At 68.3% G+C, this 17,660-nt stretch carries 15 protein-coding genes; 7 read left to right on the top strand and 8 right to left on the bottom strand.

Annotated features, from left to right (window positions below; genetic code table 11):
• Positions 1-397: 397 nt before the first annotated feature.
• The gene (locus tag LE197_RS30040) at positions 398-1,744 is read right to left on the bottom strand and encodes a 4-hydroxybenzoate transporter PcaK (RefSeq protein WP_003101875.1); all 1,347 of its coding nucleotides are present in this window, start codon (positions 1,742-1,744) and stop codon (positions 398-400) included.
• Between the two features lie 305 nt (positions 1,745-2,049).
• On the opposite strand from LE197_RS30040, the gene LE197_RS30045 reads away from it, so the two are divergent.
• The 4 genes from LE197_RS30045 to LE197_RS30060 all read left to right on the top strand — a co-directional run bounded on the left by LE197_RS30045 (position 2,050) and on the right by LE197_RS30060 (position 5,981).
• Positions 2,050-2,829, top strand: coding sequence for an IclR family transcriptional regulator (locus LE197_RS30045; protein WP_033944041.1), 780 nt, complete (start codon positions 2,050-2,052; stop codon positions 2,827-2,829).
• 242 nt (positions 2,830-3,071) lie between these two features.
• Positions 3,072-4,115, top strand: coding sequence for a Gfo/Idh/MocA family protein (locus LE197_RS30050; protein WP_079743183.1), 1,044 nt, complete (start codon positions 3,072-3,074; stop codon positions 4,113-4,115).
• A 22-nt stretch (positions 4,116-4,137) separates the two neighbouring features.
• Entirely contained in the window at positions 4,138-4,953 is an 816-nt protein-coding gene (locus LE197_RS30055) for a sugar phosphate isomerase/epimerase family protein (RefSeq protein ID WP_003084082.1), read from the top strand.
• A 149-nt stretch (positions 4,954-5,102) separates the two neighbouring features.
• Complete coding sequence (locus LE197_RS30060) at positions 5,103-5,981, top strand: DMT family transporter (RefSeq protein ID WP_003101866.1); 879 nt, start codon at positions 5,103-5,105, stop codon at positions 5,979-5,981.
• 25 nt (positions 5,982-6,006) lie between these two features.
• Here the strand turns inward: LE197_RS30060 and LE197_RS30065 are convergent, their stop codons facing one another.
• Both LE197_RS30065 and LE197_RS30070 read right to left on the bottom strand, forming a co-directional pair.
• Positions 6,007-7,257, bottom strand: coding sequence for an OprD family porin (locus LE197_RS30065; protein WP_023120047.1), 1,251 nt, complete (start codon positions 7,255-7,257; stop codon positions 6,007-6,009).
• A 65-nt stretch (positions 7,258-7,322) separates the two neighbouring features.
• Positions 7,323-8,645, bottom strand: coding sequence for an MFS transporter (locus LE197_RS30070; protein WP_023086784.1), 1,323 nt, complete (start codon positions 8,643-8,645; stop codon positions 7,323-7,325).
• 545 nt (positions 8,646-9,190) lie between these two features.
• Between LE197_RS30070 and quiC the strand changes: the two genes are divergently transcribed.
• On the top strand, positions 9,191-11,095 hold the full coding sequence (gene quiC, locus LE197_RS30075; protein ID WP_017148898.1) for a 3-dehydroshikimate dehydratase QuiC: 1,905 nt from the start codon (positions 9,191-9,193) through the stop codon (positions 11,093-11,095).
• Between the two features lie 92 nt (positions 11,096-11,187).
• The gene (locus tag LE197_RS30080) at positions 11,188-11,856 is read left to right on the top strand and encodes a TetR/AcrR family transcriptional regulator (protein WP_003101858.1); all 669 of its coding nucleotides are present in this window, start codon (positions 11,188-11,190) and stop codon (positions 11,854-11,856) included.
• A gap of 39 nt (positions 11,857-11,895) precedes the next feature.
• Here the strand turns inward: LE197_RS30080 and LE197_RS30085 are convergent, their stop codons facing one another.
• The 4 genes from LE197_RS30085 to pobA form a co-directional block, all read right to left on the bottom strand.
• Positions 11,896-12,750, bottom strand: coding sequence for a shikimate dehydrogenase (locus LE197_RS30085; RefSeq protein WP_023089561.1), 855 nt, complete (start codon positions 12,748-12,750; stop codon positions 11,896-11,898).
• On the bottom strand, positions 12,747-13,193 hold the full coding sequence (aroQ, locus tag LE197_RS30090) for a type II 3-dehydroquinate dehydratase (protein ID WP_003106162.1): 447 nt from the start codon (positions 13,191-13,193) through the stop codon (positions 12,747-12,749). Before aroQ ends, LE197_RS30085 begins: the two co-directional genes overlap by 4 nt.
• A gap of 116 nt (positions 13,194-13,309) precedes the next feature.
• On the bottom strand, positions 13,310-14,815 hold the full coding sequence (locus LE197_RS30095) for an MDR family MFS transporter (RefSeq protein WP_023089560.1): 1,506 nt from the start codon (positions 14,813-14,815) through the stop codon (positions 13,310-13,312).
• 163 nt (positions 14,816-14,978) lie between these two features.
• On the bottom strand, positions 14,979-16,163 hold the full coding sequence (pobA, locus tag LE197_RS30100) for a 4-hydroxybenzoate 3-monooxygenase (protein WP_003112685.1): 1,185 nt from the start codon (positions 16,161-16,163) through the stop codon (positions 14,979-14,981).
• A gap of 177 nt (positions 16,164-16,340) precedes the next feature.
• Between pobA and LE197_RS30105 the strand changes: the two genes are divergently transcribed.
• On the top strand, positions 16,341-17,207 hold the full coding sequence (locus LE197_RS30105) for a helix-turn-helix domain-containing protein (protein WP_031631629.1): 867 nt from the start codon (positions 16,341-16,343) through the stop codon (positions 17,205-17,207).
• On the opposite strand, the gene LE197_RS30110 is transcribed toward LE197_RS30105, so the two are convergent.
• A complete protein-coding gene (locus tag LE197_RS30110) occupies positions 17,204-17,650 on the bottom strand; it encodes a GNAT family N-acetyltransferase (RefSeq protein ID WP_016852339.1) in 447 nt (148 codons plus the stop codon). The genes LE197_RS30105 and LE197_RS30110 overlap by 4 nt on opposite strands.
• Positions 17,651-17,660: the final 10 nt, after the last annotated feature.

The following is a 17,660-nucleotide window of genomic DNA, read 5'->3' on the forward strand; positions in this document are numbered from 1 at the left end:
GGGCGAATAACGCCACCGGCGTTATCCGCCGATACACCGAAGCCCGGCGGCGGATAACCGCGAGCGGTTATTCGCCTTACGCGATGCCGCCCCCTGGGGTAGGGCGAATAATGCCATCGGCGTTATCCGCCGATACACCGAAGCCCGGCGGCGGATAACCGCGAGCGGTTATACGCCCTACGCGATGCCGACCCCTGGAGTAGGGCGGATAACGCCACCGGCGTTATCCGCCGATACACCGAAGCCCGACGGCGGATAACCGCAAGCGGTTATACGCCCTACGCGATGCCGACCCCTGGGGTAGGGCGAATAACGCCACCGGCGTTATCCGCCGATACACCGAAGCCCGGCGGCGGATAACCGCAAGCGGTTATGCGTCCTACGCGATGGGGCAGTTTCACCCCGCATCCGCGTGACTGACCAACCCCTTCAGCAGCACCGCGGCGGTGGCCAGTGCAGCCGGCAGCACCAGGGCGGTCAGCACCTGTTCGAAGTTCCAGCCCAGGCCCAGCAGGGTGGCGCCGATCCAGGCGCCGAGGATGGCGCCGAAGCGGCCGATACCGAGCATCCAGGAGACCCCCGTGGCCCGCCCCTGGGTCGGATAGAAGCGCGCCGCCAGCGACGGCATCGCCGACTGCGCGCCGTTGATGCACATGCCGGCCAGCAGCACCAGGGTCGCCAGCAGGGTGACCTGGCCGAGGCTCTGGCCGACGCACCAGGCGAACACCCCCGCCAGCAGGTAGAACAGGCCGATCACCTTGTGCGGGTTGAAGCGATCCATCGCCCAGCCCACCGCTACGGCGCTGAGCACCCCGCCGAACTGGAACAGCGCGCCGATGAACGCCGCCTGCTCCAGGCTCGCGCCGCTATCGCGCATCAGGGTCGGCAGCCAGCTGGTGAGCAGGTAGACGATCACCAGGCCCATGAAGTAGGTCAGCCAGAGCAGCAGGGTGCCGGCGCTGTAGGTACCGGAAAAGATCACCGCGAACACGTTGCGGGCCTGCACCGTCTGCTGCTCGGGGACGTGGAAACTCCGTGCCAGCGCCACCTGCGCCGGGGCGATGGGGGCCAGCACCTGGCGTACCCGCTCGCTGCCGCGGTTGCGCACCACCAGGTAGCGCGCCGATTCCGGCAGGCGGAACAGCAGGACTACCGCCAGGACCAGCGGTAGCAGGCCGCCGAGCAGCAGCAGGCTGTGCCAGCCGAACAGCGGGATCAGCTTCGCCGAGACGAATCCGCCGCAGGCCATGCCCAGGTTGAAGCCACAGAACATGCTGGTCACCAGCAGCGACTTGAGGCGCTCGGGGGTGTATTCGGAAAGCAGGGTGGTGGCGTTGGGCATCGCCGCGCCGAGGCCGAGGCCGGTGAGGAAGCGCAGCGCCAGCAGTTGCTCGACGTTGGTGCTGTAGGCCGAGGCCAGGCTGAACAGGCCGAAGAGGAAGACCGCCGCGACCAATACCAGCTTGCGTCCGTAGCGGTCGGCCAGCGGTCCGGAGCCGAGGGCGCCGAAGACCATGCCGATCAGCGCGGCGCTCATCACCGGCCCGAGGCTGGCGCGGTCGATGCCCCAGTCCTGGGTCAGCGCCGGAGCGATGAAGCCCATCGCGGCGGTGTCGAGGCCATCGAGGAAGACGATCAGGAAGCACAGCAGGACGATCCGCCATTGGTACGGCGAAAGCGGCTGGGCATTGATGAAGGCTTGCACGTCGAGTCGTTCGACGGCGGGCAGGCTGGGGCTGTTCATGGGACGGGTTCCGCGGCGAGAGTGAGGGCGTGGGACGAGGGTCGGACGCGTGGCTCAGGTGCAGGCGGCGGAAGGCAAGGCGTGCTGCGGCATGTCGGGATTCCCCTGTTGTTTTTGTAGCGGAGGCGCTCGGCCTGCCGGGGTGCAGACACATTACGGAGGGCCATGGGGAGTGGCAATCCGATAATCGTTTATCGGTTCGCTGATCGAACGAAACCCTGTGAAATCTCGACCTTCGCCAGGCTGTGAAAATCCGGAACCAGATTCTAGAATCCTGCCTTTCCTCGACTCAGGAACGCCCCTCCATGGCCGGTAGCCTCATCGAACGCGCCCTCGGCTTGCTCGAACTCCTCGCCAGCGATGCCCGTGGCCTGCCCCTGCAACAACTGGCGGACCGCCTGGATATCCCCAAGAGCGCCGCGCACCGCATGCTCGCCGAGCTGATCCGGCTCGGCTACGTGCGCCAGGACGACGACACCAGCCGCTACCGCCTCAGCACCCGCCTGGCCGCGCTGGGCTTCCGCTTCCTCGCTTCCAGCGGGGTGGTCGACCTGGTCCAGCCGGTGCTCGACGGGCTCGCCCGGGAGACCGGCGAACTGGTGCGCCTGGGGGTGATCGAAGGCGATCGCCAGACCTGGATCGCCAAGTCCCAGGGCGCCACCTCCGGGCTACGCTACGACCCCGACATGGGGCGCGAGGCGCCGCTGTTCTACACCGCATCCGGGCACGCCTGGCTGGCCAGCCTGAGCGACAAGGCGGCGCTGGCGCTGGTGGAGCGCCAGGGCGTAGGGGCGGCGCGGGACTTCGGTCCCAACGCGCCGCGCTCCAGGAGCGAGCTGCTGCGCTACCTGAAGCGCGCCCGCGAGCACGGCTATGCCTGGCAGATCGAATGCTCGGCGCCGGGCATGGCGGCGATGGCCGCACTGGTGCGCCACCCCGAGGACGGACGGGCTCTCGGCGTGCTCAGCGTGGCCGGGCCGAGCGCACGCTTCGGCGAGGCGCGCATGCACGAACTGGTGCCCCTGCTCCTGGCCGCGGCGCAGGACCTGTCCCACGCCAGCCAGGCGTCCGAGCTGTTCCGCTGAGCCATCCGGCCCGGCCCCAGTCCTTTCCCGACATCAGCGTTCGAATAGCGAACGCTTTCTTGCCTGTCACGAGCCCGCATGCGGCGGGCCTTTCCGCACTTCCATGGATGCGCCGGCGGTAGTGCCGTCTCGAAGCGCTCTTGCGCGGGGCCAGCCATTCGTTCAAATAATCTCCCTCGCTAAATCTGGAACGACGTTCTGGAATCATGAAGCGAACAAGAAAACAACGATTGGGGACCGCCTTGGACGCACCGCTTCGCATCGCCCTCATCGGCGCCGGCAATATGGGCCGCCAGCATTACCACCGCTTGCAGCGAATCGCCGGTGCGCGCCTGTGTGCGGTGGCCGATCCGCAGGGCCAGGCGTTCGCCGCGGACGCCGGCGTGCCCTGGTTCGGCGATCATCGGAGGTTGCTGGAAGAAGCCCGGCCGCAAGCGGCGATCGTCGCCAATCCGAACAACCTGCATGTCGCCACCGCCCTCGACTGCCTCGCCGCCGGGGTGCCGCTGCTGCTGGAAAAACCGGTCGGCGTGCAGCTCGACGAAGTGAGCGAGCTGGTGGCCGTCGCCCGGCGATCTGGCGTTCCGCTGCTGGTCGGTCACCATCGTCGGCACAATCCGCTGGTCGTGCGGGCGCGCCAATTGATCGCCGAGGGCGCGCTCGGTCGGTTGCTGTCGGTCACCGCGCTCTGGCAGTTGAAGAAGCCCGACAGTTATTTCGAGGTGGCCTGGCGTCGCGAGCCCGGCGCGGGAATGTTGCTGACCAACCTGATCCATGACCTCGACCTGCTCCGCCACCTGTGCGGGGAAGTGCGGGAGGTGCAGGCGCTGGCCGGCAACGCTATCCGTGGCCTGCCCAACGAAGACAACATCGCGCTGCTCCTGCGCTTCGCCAATGGCGCCCTGGGCAGCCTGACCGGTTGCGACGCTGCGGCGGCGCCCTGGAGCTGGGAGCTGGCAGCCGGGGAGAACCCGGTCTATCCGCGCCAGGCCGAGCAACCCTGCTACCTGCTGGCCGGCACCGAGGGTGCCCTGAGCCTTCCCCAGCTCCGCCGCTGGAGCTACGCCGAGGCCCGGCAGGGCTGGCACGACCCGCTGGCGGCCAGCGAGGAGGCCGTGGCGACAGGCGATCCCCTGCAACGCCAGCTAGAGCACTTCGTCCGGGTCGCGCGGGGCGAGGAAGCGCCATTGATGGATGCCACCGACGCCGCTCGCACCCTGGCGCTGGTCGAGGCGGTTCGCGAGGCCGCGCGCAGTGGCTGGGCCTGCGCGCCGGCCAGTTTCTGAACCGCTGACGATGAGGTAGTGCATGGAATCGAGGATTCTTTCCCTGGCGGCGCTCACCGTGCTCGAGCTGTCGCCCCCGGACATGGTCGAGGCTGCCGCCCGCGCCGGCTACAGTCATGTCGGCCTGCGCCTGGTGCCGGCCACCGTGGAAGAGCACCACTATCCGCTGCTGGCCGATGCCGGCCTGCGCCGGCGGACCCTGGCGCGGCTGCGCGACAGCGGAGTGCGCACGCTGGACGTGGAGATCCTGCGCCTGCGTCCGGACACCCGCGTCGGCGAGTTCGCCGCGGTGCTGGAGGTCGGCGCCGAGTTCGGCGCGCGCTATGTGCTGGTGGCCGGCAACGATGACGACGAACGGCGCAGCGCGGACAATTTCGCCGCGTTGTGCGACCTGGCGCGGCCGCTCGGCCTCGACCCGCACCTGGAGTTCATGCCCTGGACCGGGATCCGCGACCTGCGGCAGGCCGCGCGGGTGGTCGAGGCGGCGGCGCGGGATAACGCCGGCCTGTTGCTGGACGCCTTCCATTTCGACCGCTCGGCCAGCAGCCTGGAAGACCTGCGGGCGATCCCGCCTGCGCGCCTGGGCTACGCGCAACTCTGCGATGTCGTCGGGCCGCGTCCGACGTCGATGGACGAAATCCTTCGCCAGGCCCGCGAGGAACGGCGCTTCCCTGGCGATGGCGGGCTCGATCTGCTGGCGCTGCTGCGCGCCTTGCCGGAGAACCTGCCGCTGAGCCTGGAGGTGCCCGCGCTGGATCTGCTCGCGCGCGGCGTGGATGGCGCGGAGCGGGCGCGGCTGGCGATCGAGCGGACCCGGGCGCTGCTCGCCCGCCTGTAGCGCCACCGCGCAGGCAGGTTGCCCGTTTGCATAATGGAACGGGGTTCTATAGTTTCCAAACGTTGAAGCCGATCGTTTCTTTCCTCGATGGCGGGTACCGTCAGAATAAATAGCCTGCTATCGATTTGCCCTGGTGCCCGGACCCTCCGATGAACGCATCCACCTCCCCGCTGCCCGCCAGCGACCAGACCCTGCGCGGCATCCTGCTGATCTGTGCCGCGGTGTTCCTGTTCGCCAGCCACGACGGGTTGTCCAAGTTCCTTTCCGGTTTCTACCCGATCGTCATGGTGGTCTGGGCCCGCTACCTGGTGCACACCCTGTTGATGGTCGCCGTGTTCGTGCCGCGCAACGGCCTCGCGGTGATCCGCAGCCGCCGTCCGCTCATGCAGTTGGCGCGGGCGCTGTGCCTGATCGGCACCAGCCTGTTCTTCACCACCGGCCTGCGCTACCTGCCCTTGGCCGAGGCGACCGCGGTGAACTTCCTGGCACCGCTGCTGGTGACCGCGTTATCCGTGCCGCTGCTGAAGGAGAAGGTCAGCCTCGGCCAATGGCTGGCGGTGCTCACCGGCTTCATCGGCGTGCTCTTCATCGTGCGTCCCGGTGGCGCGCTGTTCACCCCGGCGGCGTTGTTCCCGCTCGGCTCGGCGCTGTGCTTCGGGCTCTACCAACTGCTCACGCGGATGCTCGCCAACAGCGACAGCCCGACCACCAGCAACTTCCTCGCCGGCATCTTCAACACGCTCATCATGAGCCTGCTGGTGCCGTTCTTCTGGCAGACTCCAAGTCTTCTCCACGGCCTGATGATGATCGCCCTAGGCGGTTGCGGCATGGGCGGCCACCTGCTGCTGACCCAGGCCTTCCGCCATGCGCCGCCGGCGACCCTGGCGCCGTTCAGCTATGGCCAGATCATCTTCGCCGGCCTGCTCGGCCTGCTGGTGTTCGGCCACGTGCCGGATGCCTGGGCGCTGCTCGGCATCCTCGTCATCTGCGCCAGCGGCCTGGTGGTCGCCTGGCGCCGTGGCCGCTGAACGCAACGGGGTCGGCGCGTAGGCTTCACAACAGGCTCAGCGGATAGCTGACGATCAGCCGGTTCTCGTCGAAGCGGGTATTGCTGCCCCAGTCGCGGCGCTGGCTGGAGTTGCGCCAGCGGACGTTGAGACGCTTGAAGGCGCCGCTCTGCAGCGTGTAGCCCAGCTCGCTCTCGCGTCCCCATTCGCTGCCGTCGTCGGTGACTCCGGCCAGGCGCACATGGTCGCCATGCAGGTAGCGGGTCATGAAGGTCAGGCCGGGTAGGCCGAGGCCAACGAAGTCGAAGTCGTAGCGCAGTTGCCAGGAGCGCTCGCCGGGATTGTCGTAGCTGGCGTTGTAGCTGTCGTTGGCCAGGGTTCCGCCGCTGGTGCCGTTGACCCGCATCCAGCCGTCGTCGCCACTGATCTTCTGCAGGCCGAGATAGAGGGTATGCAGCCCGTAGCGCGCGGAGAACAGCGCGGAAACGGTGCGGTTATCGAGCTTGCCGGCGCGCGCGCTGCCAGCGTCGCGGCCACGGAATCCGCCGAGGTTGGCGCCCAGCAGCCAGTCGCCGAGCGGCTGGCTGTGTTGCAGTTGCAGGTACTGTTGGCGGTAGATGTCCTTCAGCTCGGCGTTCCACAGGCCGAGCAGGCTGCGTTCGCCATTGAAGCGATATTCGCCGCCGGCGAAATCGAAGCGGTCGGAAGTGGCGGCTGGCCGGCCGAACAGCGACATGTCCTGCATGCTTGCGTCGTTGCGCGGGCTGTTGCCGCGGAACTGGCCGGCGTAGAGGGTCAGGCCGGTGATCTCGTTGGCGCTGAGCTGGCCGCCGCGGAAGGTCTGCGGCAGCGAGCGGCCATCGTCGGAGCGGAGGATCGGCAGCACCGGCATCCATTCGCCGATCTTCAGTTCGCTGTTCGAGACGCGCAGCTTGCCGGCCACCGCCAGGCGTCCGAAGTCGTCGGCCGGGCGGCCGTCGTCGTGGATCGGCAGCAGTTGGGTGCCGGCCGTTCCCTTGCCGCCATCCAGCTTCAGGCTGTAGAGACCGAGGACATCGAGGCCGAAGCCGACGCTGCCCTGGGTGAAGCCGGAGCGGGCGTCGAGGATGAAGCTCTGCGTCCACTCCTCGGCCTTGCCCTGGCTGGCATCGCCGACGAAGTTGCGGTGCAGGTGGAAATTGCGCGCGGTGAGGCTGGCCTTGGCATCTTCGAGGAAACCTTGCCCGGCATGGACTGGCAGGCCGGCGCCCAGGCAGAGGGAAGCGCAGAGCGCGCGGACGTGGCTCGGGTGCGACATGGGTGTGTCCCTTCGTTCTTGTTCTCTAGGCAGGGAGGTGCCCGGCGAGCGCCGGGCGCTTGGACTCAGGCTTCGATCCGGCGCGGAGCCATGAAGTACAGCCAGGTCAGGGCGATGAAGTACATCGCCGGGATCATGGTGAAGAGCACCGCGTAGTTGTTGTTCGTCGCGGTCAGTACGCCGCCGACGATCTGGGTCATGAACATCCCGCCCAGCGCCGCGCACATGCCGCCGAAGCCGAACACCGTGCTCATCAGGTGCTTGGGCGTGTAGTCCATCACCAGGCTCCAGATGTTCGCCGTCCACGCCTGGTGCGCGCCGACCGCCAGGGCGATGGCCAGCACGGCGATCCACAGGCCGCTGGCGTTGGCGGCGAACACCACGCCGACGATGGTGCAGGCGAACAGCAGCATCGACAGCAGGCGCGCGCGGATCGCCGGCATGCCGCGGCCGATCAGCCAGGACGAAAGGATGCCGCCGCCGACGCTGCCGAAGTCGGCGGTCAACCAGATCAGGATCAGCGGGATGCCCATCTGCGTCACGCTGATGCCCAGGCCGTACTGCTGGTTGAGGAACGGCGGCAGCCAGTAGAGGTAGAACCAGAACACCGGCGCGGTGATCGAGTAGGCCAGGGCGAAGGCCCAGGTGCCGCGGCGGCGGAGAATCTGCGAGAAGGGCACGCGGGTGGCGGGCGGCTCCTGCTGCTGGATGTATTCCAGCTCGCTCTGCTTCACCCGCGGATGCTCCTCGGGGTTGTAGTAGTTGCGCCACCAGAACACCAGCCAGACCAGGCCCAGTGCCGACATGCAGAGGAACGCCGCCTGCCAGCCCCAGACGCTGAGGATCAGCGGCAACAGGGCCGGGGTGACCATCGCGCCGACATTGGTGCCGGCGTTGAAGATGCCGGTGGCCACCGCCCGTTCCCCGGCGGGGAACCACAGGCGGGTGGTCTTCACGCAGGCCGGGTAGTTGGCCGCCTCGGTCAGGCCGAGGATGAAGCGACAGACCATGAAGCCCGCCGCCGAGGTCGCCAGGCCGTGGGCGCCGGTGGCCAGGCTCCAGAGCAGCACGGCGAGGAAGAACGCGCGCTTGACCCCGACCTTGTCGATGAAGCGGCCCTGGAGGATGAAGCCGATGGCGTAGCCGACCTGGAACCAGAAGTTGATGTTGGCGTAGTCCATCGCCGTCCAGCTCATCTTCTCGGCCAGGATCGGCTGCATCACGCCGAGGGCGGCGCGATCGATGTAGTTCAGGGTGGTGGCGAAGAACACCAGGGCGAGCATGCCCCAGCGCGTCCGGCCGACGGCGAAGGCGTTGCGGATCCTGCCGCCGCGGGATTCCCGCGGGGCGTCGGCGGCGAGCAGTCGAGAGCTGGAAGAGTGGATCATTGACGGGGCCATCCTTTCGGCGGCCGGTGCCTGGGCGCCCGGCCTGGATTTGTCGTTCTGGGTTGCACGCGGGCGGGCCAGGGGCCGCGCCGGTGTCAGCGGGCCAGGGGCGGTCGGGCCGGACGAGCGGCCAGCGGACGGGATGGAGGGCGGACGGAGAGGTCGGCGATGGACATGAGCGGGTACCCGATTCTTGAAATTGTTATGTCGCGTGGGTTGCGCAGGTGCCCGGAAAGAAGCGCGGAGCGCTTCCGGCAGATCGGGACGGCCTGCACGGGTGGCAGCGATGGTGCGCGATTGGTCGAAAAAGCGTCAATTCGATAATCGTGCTTCCGTTCGATATTCGAACGGAATACTAACCAGTTCGTACATTTTGCGTTGCCCGGCAGTTGGCGCAAACCAATAATCGGCTTGCCGGGCGAGCGGTCTCAGCGACCCGAAGTGGCTTCCCGGCGCATCCCGCGCGGGCTATCCGCGCCTCCGCCGTTCCGCCGCCGGCCCTCGCGCGGCGCCAGGCGCCGTAGGGCGCATTGAGGAGTCGAAGCATGCAGCGTTCGATCGCCACCGTATCCCTGAGCGGCACCCTGCCGGAAAAGCTCGAGGCCATCGCCGCCGCCGGTTTCGACGGGGTGGAAATCTTCGAGAACGACCTGCTTCATTACGACGGCAGCCCGCGCGACGTACGCCGGCTGTGTGCCGACCTGGGCCTGGAGATCCTGCTGTTCCAGCCGTTCCGCGACTTCGAGGGCTGCCGCCGGGAACGCCTGGGGCGAAATCTGGAGCGCGCCGAACGCAAGTTCGACCTGATGCAGGAACTCGGCACCGACCTGGTGCTGGTGTGCAGCAACGTCGCTGCCGATGCCCTCGGCGAACCGGCGCTGCTGGCCGATGACCTCCGGCAGCTGGCCGAGCGCGCCGCCGTCCGCGGCCTGCGCATCGGCTACGAGGCGCTGGCCTGGGGGCGCCAGGTGAACACCTGGGAGCAGGCCTGGGACCTGGTGCGGCGGGCCGACCAGGCGAACCTCGGGCTGATCCTCGACAGCTTCCACACCCTCTCGCTGGACGGCGATCCCCGCGGCATCGCCGATCTTCCGGGGGAAAAGATCTTCTTCGTGCAGATGGCCGACGCGCCCTTGCTGGCAATGGACGTGCTGGAATGGAGCCGGCACTTCCGCTGCTTCCCGGGTCAGGGCGGCTTCGACCTGGCAGGCTTCCTCGCGCCGGTCGTCGCGTCCGGCTATCGCGGTCCGCTGTCGCTGGAGGTCTTCAACGACGGCTTCCGCGCCGCGCCGACCCGCGCCAACGCCGTCGACGGCCTGCGCTCGCTGCTCTACCTCGAGGAGAAGACCCGCGAGCGCCTGCAACGCCAGACGCCGCACGTGGCGGTGGACGAGCTGTTCGCGCCGCCGCCGGCGAGCCTCTGCGACGGCATCGAGTTCCTCGAGTTCGCCGTCGACGAGACGCTCGGCGCGCGCCTTGGCCAGTGGTTGCAACGACTGGGCTTCGCCAGGGCCGGCGAGCACCGTTCGAAGAATGTCAGCCTGTTGCGCCAGGGCGACATCAACCTGGTACTGAACGCCGAGCCCTATTCCTTCGCCCACGGTTTCTTCGAGGCCCACGGACCGTCCTTGTGCGCCACCGCGCTGCGCGTGCGTGACGCCGGCCAGGCGCTGGAGCGCGCTCGTGCGTACGGAGGCCAGCCGTACCGCGGACTGCTCGGCCCCAACGAGCGGGAAATCCCGGCGGTGCGCGCCCTCGACGGCAGCCTGCTGTATCTGGTCGAGCGGCACACCGAGGGCCGCAGCATCTACGACAGCGACTTCGTGACGAACGACGCCGACACCTCCGGCCTCGGCCTGCGGCGCGTCGACCACGTGGCCCTGGCGCTGCCCGCCGAAGGCCTGGACAGCTGGGTGCTGTTCTACAAGAGCCTGTTCGACTTCGGCGCCGATGACGAGGTGGTGCTGCCCGACCCCTATGGCCTGGTCACCAGTCGCGCCGTGCGTAGCCCCTGCGGCAGCGTGCGCCTGCCGCTGAACATTTCCGAGGACCGCAACACCGCCATCGCCCGTTCGCTGTCCAGCTATCGCGGTTCCGGCGTGCACCACATCGCCTTCGATTGCGCCGACATCTTCGCTGCCGTGGCCCAGGCCAAGGAGGCCGGGGTCGCACTGCTGGAAATCCCGCTGAACTATTACGACGACCTCGCCGCGCGCTTCGACTTCGACGACGAGTTCCTCAGCGAACTGGCCTACTACAACGTCCTCTACGACCGCGACGCCCAGGGCGGCGAGCTGTTCCATGTGTTCACCGAGCCGTTCGAGGAGCGCTTCTTCTTCGAGATCCTCCAGCGCCGCCACGGCTACGCCGGCTACGGCGCGGCCAACGTGCCGGTGCGCCTGGCGGCGATGGCGCAAGCGCGGCGGGGTGTGCGCCGGGTCAAGCTGTGAGAATTGTCGGGGCTCCGGCAGGTGCTCTTCCTACAGCCGGGCGGGCCCCGCATAATCGGCCGCAATTCCCGCCGGCCACGAGTGAGTCACCGATGTCCAAGCCTGATCCCGCCGTCGTGGAGGAATCCGCTCCGCGCGGCAAGGGACGCAAGAACAATCCCGAGAAGACCCGCCAGGACATCCTCCGCGCCGCCATCGACGAGTTCGTCGCCCAGGGCCTCTCGGGTGCGCGGGTGGACGCCATCGCCGAGCGCACGCATACCTCGAAGCGGATGATCTATTACTACTTCGGCAGCAAGGAGCAGCTCTACCAGGCCGTGCTGGAGAAGCTCTACAGCGACATCCGCGGTATCGAGGGCACCCTGCGGCTGGGCGCGCTGCCGCCGGCCAAGGCGATGGAGAAGCTGGTGGAGTTCAGCTTCGACTACCACGACCGGCATGTGGATTTCGTGCGCATCATCAGCATCGAGAACATCCACAAGGGCGAGCACATCGCCAGCAGCGAACTGGTGCAGAGCGTCAACAGCTCGATCGTCCAGAGCATCGCCGAGATTCTCCGCCGCGGCGAAGCGGAAGGGGTGTTCCGCGCCGGGCTGGAGGCGCTCGACGTGCACATGCTGATCAGTTCGTTCTGCTTCTACCGGGTGTCCAATCGCTACACCGTGTCGCGGATCTTTCGCACCGACCTGCACGACGCCGAGGTTCGCCAGCGGCACCGGCGGATGATTGGCGAGGCGGTATTGCGCTACATCCGTGCCTGACTCCGGTCCCCTCTCCCCTTGGCGGGAGAGGGGCGCCATTCAGTCGCCCAGGCTGGCGAAGTGCGCCTGCATGCGCGCGGCGTCAGCCTCTACTCCGCTGAACAGTTCGAATGCCTTCACCGCCTGGAACACCGCCATGGTGCCGCCGTCCAGTGTGCGGCAGCCGAGGGCGCGGGCCTGGCGCAGCAGCTCGGTTTCCAGCGGAAAGTAGATCACCTCGGCGACCCACAGGTCGGCGCGCAACAGTTCCGCCGGCACCGGCATGCCGGGCAGCTTGGCCATGCCCACCGGGGTGGTGTTGACCAATCCCTGGGCGTCGCCCAGGGCGCCGGCCAGGTCGCTGCCGGCGAGCGCTCGTGGCGCGCCGAAGTGCTGGTTGAGGTTGTCCGCGAGGGCCTGGGCCCGCGCCGGGTCGACGTCGAACAGGGCCAGCCGCTCGACGCCCTCGGCGAGCAGCGCATGGGCCACTGCCGCGCCGGCGCCGCCCGCGCCCATCTGCACCACGCGCTGGCGCGGCGCGTCGGCCAGGCCGCGCCGAAAGCCCTCGGCGAAGCCCAGGCAGTCGGTGTTGTGGCCGATGCGCCGGCCATCGCGCAGCACCACGGTGTTCACCGCGCCGATGCCGCGTGCCTCGGCGGAGAGGTCGTCGAGCAGGGGGATGATCGCCTGCTTGCAGGGGAAGGTGACGTTCAGCCCGGTGAAGCCGAGGTCGCTGGCGGCGGCGAGCAGGAACTCCAGGTCGTCCGCCGACTTGCCCAGCGGGTCGAGATCGATCAGCCGGTACAGATAGCGGATGCCCTGGGCGTCGCCCTCGCGCTCGTGCAGGGCAGGGGTCCGCGAGGCCTGGATGCCGGCACCGATCAGGCCGGCGAGAACCGATCGCGGCGCGCTCATGCGGCCGCCTCGAAACGCTCGGCGAAATGTTCCAGGGCCAGGCGGTAGCCGAGGCTGCCGAATCCGCAGATCACTCCCAGCGCCACCGGCGAGACGTAGGAGTGGTGGCGGAACGCTTCGCGCTGGTGGACGTTGGACAGGTGCACTTCGACCACCGGCAGTTCCACCGCGGCCAGGGCGTCGCGCAGCGCCACCGAGGTGTGGGTCCAGGCGGCGGGGTTGATGACGATGCCGGCGACCCGGCCGCGGGCCTGGTGGATCCAGTCGAGCAGTTGGCCTTCCTGGTTGGTCTGGCGGAAGTCCACGGCGAAGCCGCGCGTCTCGGCGAAGGCCGCGCATTCGTCGGCGATTTCGCCCAGGGTCCGCCGGCCGTAGGTCTGTGGCTCGCGGGTGCCGAGCAGATTCAGGTTGGGGCCGTTCAGGACCAGTACCGTGCGCGTCATGGCGCAGCCTCCACAGCAATGATGTCATCGATGCCGGGAAAATGTACCGAACGGTTACTTTTGTAAACCGGACGCCGTCGCCGACGGGACGAAAGCGTTCGATTATCGGCGTCCGCTCACTCGCCTGCCGTCGGTTGCGTCGCGCCGCGGCCGCGCAGGGTCATGTCGGGCAGTGCCGAGGCCACCGCCAGGCCGAGCAGCGCCACCGCCGCGTTGACCAGGAAGAGCACCTTGAAGGCATCCGCGAGGACATGCTGGAGGATCACCCGGGCCGGCCCGCTGGCGGCGTCCAGGCTGCTCAGCAGGGCGCTCTCGGAAAAGCCCTGGTCGAGCCCGCCGCCGATCCGCAGGTGCTTGAGCAGGGCCAGCAGGATCGCCGACATCAGCGCCACCCCGACTGCCCCGCCGAGGGAGCGGAACAACGTCGCGTTGCTGGTGGCGACGCCGATGTGGCGTTGCTCCACGGCGTTCTGCGCGGCCACCAGGCTGGTCGGGAACTGGGTACCGATGGCGATCCCGGTGAGCAGCATGCACAGCCCGGACAGCCAGTGGTCGCCGACCGGGACCAGGGCCAGGCCGGCGATGCCGCAGGGCAACAGGACGGCGCCGAGCAGGATCAGCGGCTTGTAGCGTCCCAGGCTGGCGGTCAGCCGCCCGCAGCAGTACGCGCCCAGCGGCAGGCCCATGACCAGCGGCAGCAGATGCAGCGCGGCGCTGTCGGCGCCGGCGCCGGTAACGCTCTGGTAGCGCAGCGGTACCAGCACGGTCAGCGAGATGGCCTGGAAGCTGGCGAAGAACGCAACCAGCCAACTGAGGGTGGCGGCGCGGACGGCGAACAGTTGCATCGGCACCAGCGGTTCGCGGAAGCGCCGCTCCTGGGCGACGAACAGCAGCAGGGCGAGCGCCGCCAGGGCGAACAGGCCGAGCAGCGCAGGGTCGCTCCAGGCTGCGCCCTGGCCGATCTGGGTGATGGCCAGGAGCAGCGCGGTGAGGCCCACCACCATCAGCACGATGCCCAGGTAGTCGATCACCGGTTGCCGGCGCGGCACCGGCAGGCCGACCAGGGTTCGCCGCGAGATGGCCAGCGCGAGAAGGCCGATCGGCAGGTTGATCCAGAATACCCAGCGCCACGACAGGTACTCGGTGAGCAGGCCCCCGAGCACCGGGCCGGCGACGCTGGCGATGGCGTACATGCTGCTGAAGTAACCCTGGTAGCGGCCGCGCTCGCGCGGCGGGACGATGTCGCCGATGATCGCCTGGCTCACCGCCATCAGCCCGCCCGCGCCGACCCCTTGCAGCACTCGCGCCAGCACCAGTTGGCCCATGCTCTGCGCGAGCCCGCAAAGCAGCGAGGCGGCGGTGAACACGACGATGGCGAAGAGCATCAGACGGCGGCGGCCGTAGAGGTCGCCGAGCTTGCCGTAGATCGGCATCGACACGGTCATCGCCACCATGTAGGCCGAGATCACCCAGGCCAGCAGGTCGAGGTCGGCGTAGTCGGCCGAGATCGCCGGCAGGGAGACGGCGACGATGGTCTGGTCGAGGGCGCTGAGGAAGATCGACAGCATCAGGCCGGCGAGGACGGTACGGACGGCGGGCGGGTTCTGGGCGAGATCGGACAAGACGGCACCTGGGGCGGACGGAACGCGAAGGCAGCGGGCATCATACTGCGCCTGGGGTAGGACAGGTGCCGGGGAGAATCGATCCGTGGGCCGTCTTTCGTCGATATCCGCCTGCGCCAACGTTGCGTCCCGCCTTGGGAAAGGTGCGCCGGGGTGGCGCGGCCTACTCGATTTCCTCGTAGGGCAGGCCGACATAGTTCTCGGCGATGGTCGCCAGGCCCGCCTCGGAGCCCAGGTAGTACTCCAGTTCGGTCTGCTGGATGCGCTGGCTGAACGCGTCGGTGTCGGGGAAGCGATGCAGCACCGAAGTCATCCACCAGGAGAAGCGTTCGGCCTTCCAGATCCGCCGCAGGCAGATTGCCGAGTAGCGTTCCAGCAGTTCGCCGCGCCCTTCGCGGTAGGCCTTCAGCAGCAGCCGGTAGAGCGTGCTGACGTCGCTGGCGGCCAGGTTCAGTCCCTTGGCGCCGGTGGGCGGCACGATGTGCGCGGCGTCGCCGGCGAGGAACAGCCGGCCATGCTGCATCGGCTCGACCACGAAGCTGCGCAGCGGCGCGATGCTCTTCTCCAGCGAAGGTCCGGTCACCAGTTTCTCCGCCACCTCGGACGGGAGTCGCGCCTTCAGTTCCGTCCAGAAGCGCTCGTCGGACCAGTCCTCGACCTTCTCCGACAATGGCACCTGCACGTAGTAGCGGCTGCGGGTGGCCGAACGCTGGCTGCACAGGGCGAAGCCGCGCGGATGGTTGGCGTAGATCAGTTCGTGGCTCACCGGCGGGGTGTCGGCGAGCAGGCCGAGCCAGCCGAACGGATAGACCCGCTCGAAGACCTTCAGCCGCTCCGCCGGGATCGATTGCCGCGAGATGCCGTGGAAGCCATCGCAGCCGGCGATGTAGTCGCAATCCAGGCGCAGCCGTTCGCCGTCGCGTTCGAAGGTCACGTAGGGGCGCTCACCTTGCAGGTCGTGCAGGCGCACCTCGGCGGCCTGGTAGACGGTAGTGGCGCCGCAGGCTTCGCGGGCCTCCATGAGGTCGCGGGTGACCTCGGTCTGGCCGTAGACCGTCACCGTCTTGCCGCCGCTCAGGCGCTTCAGGTCGATGCGCCGGCGCTGCCCGGCGAAGGCGATCTCCACGCCTTCGTGGACCAGCCCGTCGCGCGCCATGCGCCGGTCGACGCCGGCCTCGCGCAGCAGGTCGACCATACCCTGTTCCAGCACGCCGGCGCGGATGCGGCCGAGCACGTAGTCCGGGGTCTGGCGTTCGAGGATCACGTTGTCGATGCCGGCCTTGTGCAGCAACTGGCCGAGCAGGAGGCCGGACGGACCGGCGCCGATGATGGCGACTTGAGTCTTCATTGCGGATAGCCCTCTCGCTGTTATGGCTGGCCGGCGGCGCATGCGCCGGCGCTGATCTTGTCTGGAGGTGGCTGTATTTTTGTTTGCCATGGAGTGCTATAGAAGGCAAATTGCCGATCTATTTCTGGACTTTTATAAAGTCTGTTCGGCAATCGGCCATTTCGCTCGGAGGGCTCGATGACGGACTCCATCCGCGACGTCCCGGTGTTCAAGCTCTACGGCGCTCCCCTCGAATGGCCGACCCCGGACCTGCTGCACTGCGAGTCGATCCCCGCCCGCAGTCGTCTGCACGACTGGGAGATCAAGCCGCACCGGCACGCCGATCTCGCTCAGTTGCTCTACGTGCGCAAGGGCTGGGCGCAGCTCCAGGTCGAGGGCGAGCCGACTCGCGTCGAGCAGCCTTCCATCCAGTTCGTACCGCCGTTGTGCATCCATGGCTTCCAGTTCTCCGAGCGCATCGACGGCTACGTGCTGACGCTCGCCGCACCGTTGCTGGCGCGCTTGCAGGCGCACCTCGGCGCGCAGCGCCAGGCGCTGGAGGCGCCGGGGTTGTACCCGGTGGGCGCGGACCGGCGCTATATCGACACGCTGTTCGACGCCATAGACGGTGAGTATGCTGGCGCAGCGCCAGCGCGCGAGCTGTTGTTGCAGTCGCTGATCGGCGTGCTGGCGGTGTGGCTGGGGCGGCAGGTGATGGTCCGGCGGGCGGAGGCACGGCCGGGTCGTGGTCAGGAATACCTATCGGTCTTTTCGCAACTGGTCGAGCGGCATTTCCGCGAGCACCTGGGAATCGACGAGTACGCGCGTCGCCTGGGCATCTCCCCGGCACACCTGAACAGCGTGGCGCGCCGCCTCAGCGGGCAGACCGCACTGGGCATCGTGCACCAGCGCCTGCTGCTGGAGGCCAAGCGCGACCTGGTCTACACGGCGATGACGGTGAACGAGATCGCCGACCGCCTCGGCTTCAGCGAGCCGGCCTACTTCACCCGTTTCTTCAAGCGCCTGAGCGGCGTCTCGCCGAGCGCTTTCCGCAAGGGCGACTAGTGTTCGCGGCGCAACTGGACGATCTCCAGCGCGCGTCCCTCATCATCACGCGGGCGTCGGCCGCTCTCGACGAAGCCGCAGCGCGCGTAGAACCCCAGCGCCTCGCGGTTGGCGGCGTAGACCTCGACTTCCAGCGCGCCCTTCAGGGTTGCCGCGTGCTCCACCAGTTGCCGGCCGATCCCGCGCCCGTGGGCCGCCGGAGCGACGAAAAGGCCGCCGATGAAGGCATCGAGCAGGCCGATGAAGCCCAGCGGCGTATCGCCGTCCAGCGCCAGCCAGGTTTCCGAGGCATCCAGATAATGATCGCGAACCAGTGCCTTCTGCTTCTGCAACTCGGCTTCGCCGAGGAAACCGTGGCCGACGCGCGAGGCCTCCAGCCAGATGGCCAGGGTGGCATCGCGGTCGGCGGGAATGTAGCGGCGGATCTTCGGCGGAGAGGACATGGCGGCGGCT

Source organism: Pseudomonas sp. PS1(2021) (assembly GCF_020405165.1).
In the GTDB taxonomy this organism is placed as follows: Bacteria; Pseudomonadota; Gammaproteobacteria; order Pseudomonadales; family Pseudomonadaceae; genus Pseudomonas; species Pseudomonas aeruginosa.

Coding starts and splice junctions, on each gene's coding strand:
- LE197_RS30040 (WP_003101875.1), bottom strand. CDS start 1,744: ATGAACAGCCCCAGCCTGCCCGCCGTCGAACGACTCGACGTGCAAGCC.
- LE197_RS30110 (WP_016852339.1), bottom strand. CDS start 17,650: ATGTCCTCTCCGCCGAAGATCCGCCGCTACATTCCCGCCGACCGCGAT.
- LE197_RS30045 (WP_033944041.1), top strand. CDS start 2,050: ATGGCCGGTAGCCTCATCGAACGCGCCCTCGGCTTGCTCGAACTCCTC.
- LE197_RS30085 (WP_023089561.1), bottom strand. CDS start 12,750: ATGAGCGCGCCGCGATCGGTTCTCGCCGGCCTGATCGGTGCCGGCATC.
- LE197_RS30105 (WP_031631629.1), top strand. CDS start 16,341: ATGACGGACTCCATCCGCGACGTCCCGGTGTTCAAGCTCTACGGCGCT.
- pobA (WP_003112685.1), bottom strand. CDS start 16,163: ATGAAGACTCAAGTCGCCATCATCGGCGCCGGTCCGTCCGGCCTCCTG.
- aroQ (WP_003106162.1), bottom strand. CDS start 13,193: ATGACGCGCACGGTACTGGTCCTGAACGGCCCCAACCTGAATCTGCTC.
- quiC (WP_017148898.1), top strand. CDS start 9,191: ATGCAGCGTTCGATCGCCACCGTATCCCTGAGCGGCACCCTGCCGGAA.
- LE197_RS30055 (WP_003084082.1), top strand. CDS start 4,138: ATGGAATCGAGGATTCTTTCCCTGGCGGCGCTCACCGTGCTCGAGCTG.
- LE197_RS30060 (WP_003101866.1), top strand. CDS start 5,103: ATGAACGCATCCACCTCCCCGCTGCCCGCCAGCGACCAGACCCTGCGC.
- LE197_RS30065 (WP_023120047.1), bottom strand. CDS start 7,257: ATGTCGCACCCGAGCCACGTCCGCGCGCTCTGCGCTTCCCTCTGCCTG.
- LE197_RS30070 (WP_023086784.1), bottom strand. CDS start 8,645: ATGATCCACTCTTCCAGCTCTCGACTGCTCGCCGCCGACGCCCCGCGG.
- LE197_RS30080 (WP_003101858.1), top strand. CDS start 11,188: ATGTCCAAGCCTGATCCCGCCGTCGTGGAGGAATCCGCTCCGCGCGGC.